Raw genomic sequence first — 12,468 nt, forward strand, 5'->3', positions numbered from 1 at the left:
CCTCTCCCTATGCGCGTCTGCCTGTCAGAGCTTCTCGACCGGGGCGTACCGCAGCAGCAGTCGCTTCGGCTTCTCGTCGCCGAAGTCGATCGTCGCCTGCGCGTCGGCGCCCACCCCCGTCACCTGCATCACCGTGCCGAGGCCGAACTGGTCGTGGGTGACCCGGTCTCCGACGTGCAGCGTGATCGCCGGCTTGTCGCCGGCGCGGCGGGTGGCGAAGCCGGAGGGGCCCGAGCGCGAGCGCGAGGTGGAGAGCGAGGAAGTGATCCCCGAGGTCGGCCCGGCCGGCTTGACCATGGGGCCGGTCCGCTTCCACTCCAGGTATGTCGCCGGGATCTCCTCGAGGAAGCGCGAGGCCGGGTTGTAGGAGGGCTGGCCCCAGGCGCTGCGCATCGAGGAGCGGGTCAGGTACAGCCGCTCGCGGGCGCGCGTGATGCCGACGTACGCCAGGCGCCGCTCCTCCTCCAACTCCTTGGTCTGGCCGAGCGCGCGCATGTGCGGGAAGACGCCGTCCTCCATGCCGGTCAGGAAGACCACCGGGAATTCGAGGCCCTTGGCGGTGTGCAGGGTCATCAGCGTGATGACTCCGGACCCCTCCTCGTCCTCGTCGGGGATCTGGTCGGAGTCCGCGACGAGGGCCACCTTCTCCAGGAACTCGGCGAGCGTCCCGGCACCCTCCTCCGCCTCCGCGCGCTCCTGCTCGAACTCCAGGGCCACGGTCGCGAGCTCCTGGAGGTTCTCGATCCGGGTCTCGTCCTGCGGGTCGGTGGAGGCCTGCAGCTCGGCGAGATACCCCGTCCGCTCCAGTACCGCCTCCACGACCACGGCGGGGCCGGCGCCGGACTCGACGATGGTGCGCAGCTCCTCCATGAGCGCGTTGAAGCGCTTGACGGCGTTGGCGGAGCGGGCCGCCATGCCGTACGCCTCGTCGACCCGCTTCAGCGCCTGCGGGAAGGTGATCTTCTCGCGGAGGGAGAGGGCGTCGATCATCGCCTCGGCGCGGTCGCCGATGCCGCGCTTGGGGACGTTGAGGATGCGGCGCAGCGGGACGCTGTCCTCGGGGTTGGCGAGAACGCGCAGGTAGGCGAGGACGTCGCGGACCTCCTTGCGCTCGTAGAAGCGCACGCCGCCGACGACCTTGTAGGGCAGGCCGACGCGGATGAAGATCTCTTCGAAGACACGGGACTGGGCGTTGGTCCGGTAGAAGACGGCGACGTCGCCGGCCTTCGCCTCGCCCGCGTCCGTGAGCCGGTCGATCTCGTCGGCGACGAACTGGGCCTCGTCGTGCTCGGTGTCGGCGACGTAGCCGGTGATCTGCGCGCCCGCGCCCGCGTTGGTCCACAGGTTCTTGGGGCGGCGGCTCTCGTTGCGCTCGATGACGGCGTTGGCGGCGGAGAGGATCGTCTGCGTCGACCGGTAGTTCTGCTCCAGCAGGATCGTGGTCGCGTCGGGGTAGTCCTCCTCGAACTGGAGGATGTTGCGGATGGTCGCGCCGCGGAAGGCGTAGATCGACTGGTCCGCGTCGCCCACGACGCACAGCTCGGCCGGTCCCAGGTCTTCGTAGCCCGTGCCGACCAGTTCCCGTACGAGGGTGTACTGCGCGTGGTTGGTGTCCTGGTACTCGTCGACGAGGACGTGGCGGAAGCGGCGGCGGTAGTGCTCGGCGACGTCGGGGAACGCCTGGAGCAGGTGGACCGTCGTCATGATGATGTCGTCGAAGTCCAGGGCGTTGGCCTCGCGCAGCCGTGCCTGGTACATCCGGTACGCCTCGGCGAGCGTCTTCTCGAAGCCGTCGGCGGCCTGGTCGGCGAAGGTCTCCTCGTCGATCAGCTCGTTCTTCAGATTCGAGATCTTGGCGCTGAAGGACTTCGGCGGGAACTTCTTCGGGTCGAGGTCCAGGTCGCGGCAGACCAGCGCCATCAGGCGCTTGGAGTCGGCGGCGTCGTAGATCGAGAAGGAGGACGTGAAGCCGAGCTTCTTCGACTCGCGGCGCAGGATGCGGACGCACGCGCTGTGGAAGGTCATGACCCACATGGCGTTGGCGCGCGGGCCGACGAGGTGCTCGACGCGCTCCTTCATCTCGCCGGCGGCCTTGTTGGTGAAGGTGATCGCCAGTATCTGGCCGGGGTGGACGTGCCGGGTGCCCAGGAGGTGGGCGATGCGGTGGGTCAGCACCCGGGTCTTGCCGGAGCCGGCGCCGGCGACGATGAGCAGCGGGGTGCCGGTGTGTACGACGGCGGCGCGCTGCTGTTCGTTCAGCCCGTCCAGGAGCGCGGCGGGGTCCACGACGGGGCGCGGGGCTCCGTCGCGGTAGTGCGCGTCCCTGGCCGGCGGCACGTCGAAGGTGCCCCCGAAGAGGTCGTGCGGGACCTCCTCCGCGGCCGGGGCGCCGTGGTCGTGGTCCTCGGGCGGGGGCGGGGGCTCCTCCGAGGAGTGGTTCTGGAGGCTCGCCAGGAAGCTGTCGTCAAAGAGGCTGCTCATCGCTTAACGAGTCTAGGCCGCCCCACCGACAACCCGGCCCCACCTCCAGAAGTGAGCGGATTCTCACGGAAGGTGACCGTCCGCTTCAGGTCACGAAAATGTATCGGGCATATCGAACATCGGCCTTCCCAGCCGCCCCACGGGTTGGCTAGCGTGCTCGCCCAAGCAGCCCGTCCCCTCCGACGGCGAATCGCGCCGAGCGGGCGGCCCACGCCGAATCCGGCCCCGCGCAAGGCGGTGGGACCGGACGCCTCCTCGGTGGCCACGGAAGGAGATGCCGGTCTTGGCGTCCCATCGCAAGCCGCGCAGCACACGTCCGCACTCCCCCGCCGTCGGGGTCACGACGGCCGCCATCGCCTCCGTCACCCTGCTGTCCACGCAGAGCGCGCACGCGACGCCCGCCGCCCCGCCGAGGCCGACGGTGGAGGAGATCCAGAAGAAGGTCGACGACCTCTACCGCCAGGCCGGCACGGCGACGCAGGAGTACAACCGGGCCAAGGAGGCCACCGACGAGCAGCGGCGCAAGGTCGACCGGATCCTCGACGACGTCGCCCGGCGTACGGACGCGATCAACGAGTCCCGCCGCGCGCTCGGCTCGTACGCGGCGGCGCAGTACCGGGCCGGGGCGGTCGGGCCGACGGCCGCGCTGATCTTCGCGGACAGCCCGCAGTCGTACTTCGACCAGACCCACCTGATGGACCGGCTCTCCGAGCGGCAGCGCGGCGCGGTCGCCGACTACGAGGGCAAGCGGCTGGCGGCGGCGAAGCAGCGCGCGGAGGCGACGAAGAGCCTGGAGAGCCTGACCGACTCACAGGCGACGCTGCGCGCGAGCAAGCAGACCGTGCAGCGGAAGCTGGGCGAGGCGCGGACGCTGCTCGCCCGGCTGACGGCCGAGGAGAAGGCCCGGCTCGCGGAGCTGGAGCGCAAGCGGGAGGCCGAGGCCCGGCGCAAGGCGGAGGAGCGGGCGAAGGCGGAGGCTGCCGAGGCCGAGGCCGAGCGGCGTCGCCAGGAGGAGGCGGCCCGGCGGCAGCAGCCGTCGCCCCCGCCGGCCACCACGCCCACGACACCGCCCACGGCCCCGCCGCAGACCGGTGGCTCGACCTACGCGGCGAAGGCGGAGAAGGCGCTGGCGTTCGCCCGGGCCCAGATCGGCAAGCCGTACGTGTGGGGGGCGACGGGCCCGAGTTCGTACGACTGCTCCGGGCTCACCCAGGCCGCCTGGAGGGCAGCGGGCGTCGATCTGCCCCGCACCACCTGGGACCAGGTCAAGATCGGCACCCGGGTGGCGACGGCCGATCTGCTCCCCGGCGACCTCGTCTTCTTCTACGACGACATCAGCCACGTCGGCCTCTACATCGGCGGCGGGAAGATGATCCACGCGCCGAAGCCGGGCGCCGACGTCCGCGAGGAGTCGATCTACTACATGCCGGTCTACGGGAGTGTGCGCCCGGCCTGACGCCGCAAGGGGGGTCTCACCGGACTCAGGTCCTCACCGGACTCAGGTACTCGCCGGACTCAGGTCCAGAGCGTCGCGATGAAGATGTTCGCGACGGTCAGGCCGCCGACGGCGCCGAAGAGGCCCTTGTCCACCTTCTCGTCGTCCCGCTTCACGTAGACGAGAGCGAGGATGACGACCAGGACGGCCAGCTTGACGCCGATCTTCACGTTGTTGACGGTCTGGTCGTCCGCCTGGTTGAGGCCGACCAGCGCGACGCCCGTGATCAGCATCGTCAGCGCGCCGTGCAGCATCGCGGGGCTGAAGCGGGCCGTACCCGCGCCCATCGCCTTCATCTGGGTGAGGAACCCGCCGAGCAGGGCGCCGATACCGATGATGTGCAGGGCGACGAAGACATTGATGAGTACGTCCATGGGGCGGAGCCTAACCGGGCCTTAGCACCGCGCCCCGGCCGGGTCCACCTTCTCCGGCGGATCGGTCGGACCCCCGCCGGAAAGCGGATCCCACCGGTCGCCGGGACCGGACGCGACCGGTCCCGGAGCGTCAACTGGCGCCAATAGCGGTCAAGTCCCCGCATCACCGTGACGCCCAGGTTTAGCGTCACGCCTCAGGTGGCCGGCTCCCACCACCGTCGGATCTCCGGCGGCAGTCGGTCGCCCCCGCCGGGAAAACCGGCGGTGGGCCGTCTCCCCTGTGCGATCCGCCGCCGGACCCGGCGGGCAACGACCCCCACAGGGAGAGGATGTGACCCGCCCTCGTGGCAGCACACCGAAAGCCCCGGCAGTTCCCCCTCGGTGGCCAGGCGGCCAGGACCGCCGCCACCGTCGCCCTCGCCTCGGCGGCGACGGCGACCCTCTTCGAGGGCTCCGGGCACGCCGAGCCCCGGCTCACCCCCGCCCAGGTCAAGGCGGAGGTCGACCGGCTGTACCAGGAGGCCGAGGTGGCCACCGAGAAGTACAACGGCGCCAAGGAGAAGGCGGAGGTGGCGCGGGGCGCTCTCGACCGGCTGCGCGACGAGGCCGCCCGCAGGACCGACCGGCTCAACGCCGGCCGTGCCGGGCTCGGTTCGGTCGCCACCGCGCAGTACCGTTCGGGCGGCCTCGACCCCGCCGTGCAGCTCGCCCTGACCTCCGACCCGGAGCAGTATCTGGAGCGGGCCGCGATCGCCGAGAAGGCCGGGGAGCGGCAGGCCGCGGCCCTCACGTCCGTACGGCGTGAGCTCGCCGGGATCCGGCAGTTGCGCGCCGAGTCCACCCGGCGCCTCGCCGAGCTGCGCGGACACGAGGACGACCTGCGGCGGCAGAAGAGCGCCGTCCAGAGCAAGCTCGCCGAGGCGCGGACGCTGCTGGCCCGGCTGACCGCCGAGGAGCGGGCGCGGTACGAGGCCGCTGTGGCGGGATCGGGGCGCGCCGGGGCGGGCGCCTCGGGTGGTACGGGCTCCGGGACCGGGGCGGGGGTCAGGGCCGACCGGGCCTCGGAGCCGCGCGGGCCGATCGCGGCGCCGAACGCCCGGGCCGCCGAGGCCATCTCCTTCGCCCGGGCCCAGATCGGCAAGCCGTACGTGTGGGGGGCGACCGGCCCCTCGGCCTACGACTGCTCGGGCCTGACCCAGGCCTCCTGGCGCGCGGCCGGGGTGTCGCTGCCCCGCACGACGTACACGCAGATCAACGCCGGACAGCGCGTCTCGCGCTCCGAACTGGCCCCGGGCGACCTGGTGTTCTTCTACTCCGGCATCAGCCACGTCGGGCTCTACATCGGCGGCGGCCAGATGATCCACGCGCCCCGGCCGGGCGCGCCGGTGCGGGTCGCGCCGATCGACGAGATGCCGTTCGCGGGGGCGACCCGGGTGGGGTGACCGCTCGTGGGGTGACCGCTCGTGGGGTGACCGCTCGTGGGGTGACCGCTCGTGGGGTCTGGCCGGTGGCTCCGGGGCAGGGAGGGTCAGACCAGGCGGCGGGCGGTGGCCCAGCGGGTCAGCTCGTGCCGGTTGGAGAGCTGCAGCTTCCTGAGCACCGCCGACACGTGCGACTCGACCGTCTTCACCGAGATGTAGAGCTGCTTGGCGATCTCCTTGTACGCGTATCCACGGGCGATCAGCCGCAGCACCTCCCGCTCCCGCTGGGTGAGGCGGTCCAGGTCCTCGTCCACCGGCGGGGCGTCGGTCGAGGCGAAGGCGTCCAGGACGAAGCCGGCCAGGCGGGGCGAGAAGACGGCGTCGCCCTCCTGGACGCGGAAGATCGAGTCGACCAGGTCGGTGCCCGTGATCGTCTTCGTGACGTAGCCGCGGGCGCCGCCGCGGATCACGCCGATGACGTCCTCCGCCGCGTCCGAGACCGAGAGGGCCAGGAAACGGACCGGGTTCTCGGGCGCGGCCATCAGGCTCGCGCAGCGGCGCAGCACCTCGACGCCGCCGCCGCCAGGGAGGTGCACGTCGAGCAGGACGACCTCGGGGCGGGTGGTGGTGATGACCGTGACCGCCTGGTCGACGTCGGCGGCCTCGCCGACCACCTCGACGCCGGTGACGTCGGTCCGGCCGATCTCGGCCCGCACGCCCGTGCGGAACATCCGGTGGTCGTCGACGAGCACGACCCGTACCCGGCGCTCCGGGGTCTGCGCCTCCGTCGTCCCGGTCCCGGTCTCGTCGCTCATGCGTCCGCCCTCTCCATCTCAAGCTCCACTTCGGTGCCTCCGTCCGGCACGGACCGCAGCCGGGCCGAACCGCCGTTGCGCTGCATCCGGCCGATGATCGATTCTCGTACGCCCATCCGATCGTCGGGTACGGCGTCGAGGTCGAACCCGGGGCCCCGGTCCCGGACGGAGACGAAGACCGTGCGGCCCTCGACCTCGGCGTAGACCTGCACCGCCCCTCCCTCGCCACCGTACTTGGCGGCGTTGACCATCGCCTCGCGTGCGGCCTGCATCTGTGCGACCAGTTTCTCGTCGAGCGGGCAGTCGCCCACGACGACGACCTCCAGCGGCACGCCGTGCTTGTCCTCGACCTCGGCGGCGGCCTTCTTCACCGCCTCGGCGAGGGTGTCGGGCTCCTCGCCCTCGTCCTTGCCGTTACCCTCCGGCCGGTACAGCCAGTTCCGCAACTCCCGCTCCTGGGCGCGGGCGAGGCGGCGCACCTCGCCCGGCTCGTCGGCGTTGCGCTGGATCAGGGTGAGGGTGTGCAGGACGGAGTCGTGGACGTGGGCGGCGACCTCGGCGCGCTCCTGGGCGCGGATGCGCATGGTCCGCTCCTCGGAGAGATCCTGCGACATCCGCACCAGCCAGGGTCCTGCGAGCAGGGCGATGCCGGTCAGGACCGCTATGGCGGCCGTGAACGCCGTGCCCAGCTGGGCGGCGGAGCCGCGGATCACCAGGAAGACGGTCAGGCCGACGCCGACGAGCGCGACCCCCGCGAAGCCGCGCGCGAGCTGGAGGACGCGCCGGCGGCGGCCGGTCTCGGTCCAGCTGGCCCGGCGGGCGTTGTCGGCCTGCCGCCAGACGAGGACGACGCCGATGCCGGTCAGCAGCGTCGGCCAGACGTAGCGGTCGGCCTGGTTCCCGAAGTCGACGTTGCCGACGAAGACGGCGGCGCCCAGCCCCAGGGCGATCAGTGCGAAGACCTGCCCCCGGTCGGGCTTGCGCAGCCGGCGCCGCCCGTCGGGGGTCGTCTCGAACACGGGGCGGGGCGCGGCCCGGCCGCCGACGCCGAGCGGGACGACGATCCAGAAGACCGCGTACAGCAGTGCGCCGAGCCCGTCCGCGAGCAGCAGCACCACGAACAGGGCGCGGACCCAGACGACCGGCACTCCGAGATGTCCCGCGAGACCGCGTGCGACACCGCCGAGCCACCGCCCGTCGGCGCTCCGGTAGAGCTTGCGCACGGGCGGTTCGTCGGTGTCGGCGACACGGGCGGCTGCTGGCATGTCCCGATCGTCACACGCTCGCCGGTGCGGGCACATCAGGGTCCGCCCCTGAGATGCCCCCGAGGTGGGTCTCCGGAGTTCCCCGGTGCGGATCGGCCGCGGAATATCAGGGTCGGGCCAGGGTCGTTCCCGGTGCCGCGGAGGGTCACCGGCCGTCACCATGGAGGCATGACGAGTTCGACGCCTTCGCACCACGGGGCCCCGCCGGCGGCGGAGGCCCCGCCCGTCACGGCGCTGCGCCGCTCGCCGCGGCAGAAGGTCGTGGCGGGTGTGTGCGGCGGTCTGGGCCGGCACTTCGATCTGGATCCGGTGATCTTCCGGATCGTGATCGGTGTGCTGTCCGTGATCAGCGGCATAGGGCTGATCTTCTACGGCTTCGCGTGGCTGCTGATCCCGCTCGACGGCGAGGAGGAGAACCAGGGCCGCCGACTGCTGTCCGGTCGGGTCGACGGTTCCTCGCTCGCGGCCCTGCTCATGGCGCTGACCGGCTGCGGCATATTCCTGTCGATGCTGCACAGCGGCGGGACGATCGCGTTCGCGATGATGCTGTCGACAGCGGTCTGCGGCGCGGCGGTCTGGTCGCAGCGGCGCCGGCAGGGCGTCGGCGGTGACGCCGAGGGCCGGATGGACGCGGCGACCGCGCATGCGGTCGCCGAGGCGCCGCCGGAGACGAAGGCCCCGCCGCTGGTGGAGTTCCCGTCCTGGTGGAAGGACCCGATAGTCAAGGACGGCTCGACCGGCAGGATCGCGGTCGGCTACCTCTGGGGCCCGCACGGCGTGGTGGGCCCGGACGGCAGGCTCGAGAACGGCGAGATCCCGGTCCCGGGCAGCCAGTGGGGCACGAGCCTCCCCGAGGACGGTGCAAGGCCCACGGCGGCGACGGTCCGGCGTGGCCCGCGCTCCATCGGCGGGCTGGTCTTCCTGCTCGCGTTGCTGGCGGGCGGGCTCGGCACGGGGCTGTCCTGGGACACGCATCCGCTCGGCACGAGCCTGCAGATCGGCCTGGTGGCCGCCCTGGCGGTGTTCGGCCTCGGACTGGTGGTCGCCAGTTTCCTCGGCCGGACCGGATTCGGCACGATCTTCCTGACCGTGGTCACCGCCGGCCTGCTCGCCGTGTCCGCCGCGCTGCCGAAGGAGATCTCGACGGACTGGGTCCGTACGACCTGGCGACCGGCGTCGGTCACCGCCGTGCAGCCGCGGTACGAACTGGGCTCGGGCGTCGGCACGCTCGATCTGTCGCGCCTCGCCGTCCCGGCGGGGACGACGGTCGGCGCCGCGGTGGAGGTCGGCGCCGGAAAGCTCGAAGTGGTCGTCCCGAAGGACGTCACGGTGAAGGTGCGGGCCCAGGTGGGCCTGGGGGATCTGCGGCTGGCGCAGCAGCGCCCCGGTGACATCGACATCGCCCCGGACCGCGACGAGACCCGTACGCTCACGCCTCCGGCGGGCAGTGTCCCGTCCGGGACGCTGGATCTGTCCCTCGAGGTCGGTCTCGGACAGGTGGAGGTCACCCGTGCCGCTTCATGAGTTCCGTCCGGGCCGGCTGATCGCCGGCCTGACCGCCCTCGGGCTCGCCGCGCTCTACGCGGGCGATGCCGCCGACGCCTGGGTGACGCCGTGGTACGGCGTCGTCCCGGTGCTCTGCGGCGGCCTGGGGACGGCCGCGCTCGCGACCTGGATCGCCTATCGGATACGCCGCCGCCGTTCGGCGAGGACCGCGTCGAGCGAGAACACCGAGGCACCGGCGAGCACCAGCGGCAGCCAGGACATCAGATAGGCGAGGTCGTTGCCGTAGTAGTACGGGTCGGTCTGCCAGCTCACGGTCAGCCAGAGGCTCAGCGAGATCAGCGCGCCGCCGAGCGCCGCGAGCCGGGCGTAGAGGCCCACCAGGGTGCCGATGCCGACGGCGAGTTCCGCGATGGCGATGGCGTGGCCGAAGCCGGTGGGGCTCTTGAGCGCCAGGTCGACGAGGGCGGGGACGGCCGAGCTGTCCCGCACCCCTCGCATCATCTCGCCGATGGACCCGCTGCCGGTGTCGGCCATGAAGGAGGAGTCGGTGAGCTTGTCGAGGCCGGCGTAGATGAAGGTGACACCGAGGAAGACACGCAGCGGCAGCAGTGCGTACCGCGATGCGGTGGCCTTCCACCCGGTGGGTCCGCCCGGCCCGCCGAGGCCCCCGGGACCGCCGCGGCCGCCGTCCACGGTCCCGTACGCCCCGTGCTCCCCGTGGGGCCCGTTCGTTCCGCGCATGCGTCCTGACATCGCCGGCCTGCCTCTCCACGCCACTGTCCGCAGAACCGATTGTCCTCGGCCCCCCCGCATCTGGATACGCGAAGAACACGCCGGGAGTTCAGGTGGCTCGGCCGAGACTCAGCCGTTGCTCGGCCGGGGATCAGTCGACGACGTCGATGGTGACCCGGTTGGTCTCCACACCCGCCGCCGTCACCACCCACACCTCGACCCGCCCCGGCTCCACGTCCACCGGGAGCGGCACGGTCAGGGTCGCGTCCGTCGGGTTGGCGAAGCCGCCCGGGACCGGGACCAGGGGGACGTGTGCGTGGACGGGCCCGACGCGCACGACCAGACGGGTCAGGGCGTTCGGGCCCTGGGCGCCGGCCGGGACGAAGCCGGCTCCCCGGATCTCGATGTCGTCCCCGGTTCGGATCGGCGCGTCCAGGTCGCCCGCCTCGCGGGACCGGACGACGGAGAGGATCGTGGGCCGGCCTCCCTCCGTCCACTTCCCGGCGAGATAGCCGGCCGCCGACACGGCGACGAGGAGCACCAGGCTCCACGGCAGGGCGGGCAGCCGGTCGGGGTCACGCCCGAGCCGCACGGCGCCGAGGACGAGGACGGCGCCGGTGACCAGGACGTACTGGAGGTCGGTGAGGCTCGCCCGGCCGTTGTCGTCGCACAGGAGGTCGGCCGCACGGGGTCGATCGGCGCGGATCTTCTGCAGCCGCCGCCCCACGATCCGCGCCCACACGATCCGGCGGACGGCGACGGCGACCGCCACCGTCAGCGCGCAGGCGGTCAGCAGTCCGGCGCCGCGGGCGGCCCCGAGGCCGATCCGGTCGGCGCCGGTGACCAGGCGCAGAGCGAGGAAGAGCACGGTCCAGACGGCGAAGAGGAGCCAGCAGGCGGCGACGGTACGGGAGGTCGAGAGCCGGTTGTCCTCCCCGATCAGCGGCGCGAGGACGCCGCCGCGCGCCCGGTGGGCCTGGCCGGCGCCGATCAGCGCGGCGGCGAGGACGAGGGTCGCGGCCAGCGCCGCCGTACGCGCCCCGGTCCATCCCGTGCCGATCGCCGTGAGCGCCTGTCCGAGGAGCAGGGCGAGGGCGGCGCCCCCGACGACGCCGAAGGTGACGCGCCGGACGCGCCCGAGCCAGGCCTCGCCGGCCTCACGGCCGCGCGCGGCGACGGTGCGGGCGGACTCGGCGAGCTCGTCGGAGACCCACTGCCGTGAGGCGCCCGGGGAGTGGGCGACCGCCGCCGGCACCCCCCGGCCCGCGGCCAGCTCGTCCCGTCGGGCGAGGAAGGCGGCGACGGCGCGCCGGTGCCCCGCTCGCCCGCCGCCCGCGCAGCACGCGTGGTCACCGCACTGTCTGGCCTCTTGCACCGCCACGGCGCTCACTTCCCGATCGGTCAACTCGCCGGTGATTATCGGGAATTGTGCCGTATCGAAACGTGCCCCACATGCTTCGAGCGCCCCGCGCGAGAGTGATTGAACCCTCATCGCATTGACGTAAGGACAGCTGAAGTGCCGTTCGACGTGCCGTTCTACGACAGGAGTTCGGGTTCCGTGCGGCTGATCCGGCGCCACAACGGCTGGTAGTTGACCCAGGCGGCCAGGTCGGTGCCGAGCTGTTCGCGGGTGGCGACCGCCTCCCGGTGGCCGATGGGGACCGGCTTGCCGGCGGCGCGCGCGGTCAGCTGCACCTGGGCGCAGCGTTCCATGGCGATGAACCACCAGGCCGCCGCGTCGACCGAGTCCCCGACGGTCAGCAGCCCGTGGTTGCGCAGCACGACCGCCTTGTACGGGCCGAGGGCGGCGGCGATCCGGCGCGCCTCCTCCCGGTCGACCGCGACCCCGGTGTACGCGTCGTAGAGCGCGTGGTCCTGGTAGAAACCGCAGGCCTCCTGCGTGATCGGCTCGATCAGCTCGCCGAGGGCCGCGAGCGCCCGCCCGTAGGTGGAGTGGGTGTGCGCGACGGCGACGACGTCGGGCCGGGCCCGGTGCACCTCGGCGTGGACGGCGAAGGCCGCCTGGTTGACGTGCGCGCCGCCCCGCACGACCTGCCCGTCCCCGTTGACCAGGACGAGATCACCCGCGGTCAGTTCGTCGAAGGGCGCGCCGAAGGGGTTCACCCAGAAACAGTCCGCGTACGCGGGGTCCCGGGCGGTGACATGACCGGAGACGCCCTCCTCGTAACCGAACCGTCCGAAGATCCTGAGCGCGCCCGCGAGTCTCCGCTTGCGGTACGTCCGCTCGTCCTCGACGGTCTCGTGGACGGGAGGCATCGCCACGCGCAGCCGGTCCGCGGGCACGGGGGCAGGTATCTCGCTCATGCGCGGGAAGGTAGCTCCGGGCCGCGCAACTGACCAGAGAGATCACACGGCGGA

11 protein-coding genes are annotated in these 12,468 nt (G+C 72.5%); 4 read left to right on the forward strand and 7 right to left on the reverse strand.

The window, feature by feature from the left end; genetic code table 11:
- Positions 1 to 24: 24 nt before the first annotated feature.
- Positions 25 to 2,481: a DNA helicase PcrA gene (gene pcrA, locus ACF06X_RS16370; RefSeq protein ID WP_392287956.1), complete on the reverse strand. Its 2,457-nt coding sequence runs from the start codon at positions 2,479 to 2,481 to the stop codon at positions 25 to 27.
- A 274-nt stretch (positions 2,482 to 2,755) separates the two neighbouring features.
- Here pcrA and ACF06X_RS16375 point away from each other — a divergent pair, with 274 nt between their 5' ends.
- On the forward strand, positions 2,756 to 3,937 hold the full coding sequence (locus ACF06X_RS16375; RefSeq protein ID WP_392287957.1) for an NlpC/P60 family protein: 1,182 nt from the start codon (positions 2,756 to 2,758) through the stop codon (positions 3,935 to 3,937).
- 59 nt (positions 3,938 to 3,996) lie between these two features.
- Here ACF06X_RS16375 and ACF06X_RS16380 read toward each other — a convergent pair whose 3' ends face one another.
- Positions 3,997 to 4,350: a hypothetical protein gene (locus ACF06X_RS16380; RefSeq protein ID WP_392287958.1), complete on the reverse strand. Its 354-nt coding sequence runs from the start codon at positions 4,348 to 4,350 to the stop codon at positions 3,997 to 3,999.
- Positions 4,351 to 4,694: 344 nt separating this feature from the next.
- On the opposite strand from ACF06X_RS16380, the gene ACF06X_RS16385 reads away from it, so the two are divergent.
- Complete coding sequence (locus tag ACF06X_RS16385) at positions 4,695 to 5,792, forward strand: NlpC/P60 family protein (RefSeq protein ID WP_392287959.1); 1,098 nt, start codon at positions 4,695 to 4,697, stop codon at positions 5,790 to 5,792.
- A gap of 86 nt (positions 5,793 to 5,878) precedes the next feature.
- On the opposite strand, the gene ACF06X_RS16390 is transcribed toward ACF06X_RS16385, so the two are convergent.
- Positions 5,879 to 6,586, reverse strand: a complete 708-nt coding sequence (locus ACF06X_RS16390; RefSeq protein ID WP_392287960.1) for a LuxR C-terminal-related transcriptional regulator — start codon at positions 6,584 to 6,586, stop codon at positions 5,879 to 5,881.
- On the reverse strand, positions 6,583 to 7,851 hold the full coding sequence (locus ACF06X_RS16395; protein ID WP_392287961.1) for a PspC domain-containing protein: 1,269 nt from the start codon (positions 7,849 to 7,851) through the stop codon (positions 6,583 to 6,585). Before ACF06X_RS16395 ends, ACF06X_RS16390 begins: the two co-directional genes overlap by 4 nt.
- A gap of 168 nt (positions 7,852 to 8,019) precedes the next feature.
- On the opposite strand from ACF06X_RS16395, the gene ACF06X_RS16400 reads away from it, so the two are divergent.
- Positions 8,020 to 9,375: a PspC domain-containing protein gene (locus ACF06X_RS16400; protein ID WP_392287962.1), complete on the forward strand. Its 1,356-nt coding sequence runs from the start codon at positions 8,020 to 8,022 to the stop codon at positions 9,373 to 9,375.
- On the forward strand, positions 9,362 to 9,625 hold the full coding sequence (locus ACF06X_RS16405; protein ID WP_392287963.1) for a hypothetical protein: 264 nt from the start codon (positions 9,362 to 9,364) through the stop codon (positions 9,623 to 9,625). The genes ACF06X_RS16400 and ACF06X_RS16405 overlap by 14 nt, the downstream gene beginning before the upstream one ends.
- Here the strand turns inward: ACF06X_RS16405 and ACF06X_RS16410 are convergent.
- From ACF06X_RS16410 to ACF06X_RS16420, 3 genes are all read right to left on the reverse strand, one after another.
- A complete protein-coding gene (locus tag ACF06X_RS16410) occupies positions 9,532 to 10,098 on the reverse strand; it encodes a DoxX family protein (protein WP_392287964.1) in 567 nt (188 codons plus the stop codon). The two genes, ACF06X_RS16405 and ACF06X_RS16410, sit on opposite strands and share 94 nt — an antisense overlap.
- Positions 10,099 to 10,240: 142 nt before the next feature.
- A complete protein-coding gene (locus ACF06X_RS16415; protein WP_392287965.1) occupies positions 10,241 to 11,470 on the reverse strand; it encodes a hypothetical protein in 1,230 nt (409 codons plus the stop codon).
- A 155-nt stretch (positions 11,471 to 11,625) separates the two neighbouring features.
- A complete protein-coding gene (locus ACF06X_RS16420; protein WP_392287966.1) occupies positions 11,626 to 12,414 on the reverse strand; it encodes a class II aldolase/adducin family protein in 789 nt (262 codons plus the stop codon).
- Between the last annotated feature and the right edge of the window lie 54 nt (positions 12,415 to 12,468).

The sequence above is a fragment of the Streptomyces sp. NPDC015346 genome (assembly GCF_043078785.1).
Taxonomy (GTDB): domain Bacteria; phylum Actinomycetota; class Actinomycetes; order Streptomycetales; family Streptomycetaceae; genus Streptomyces.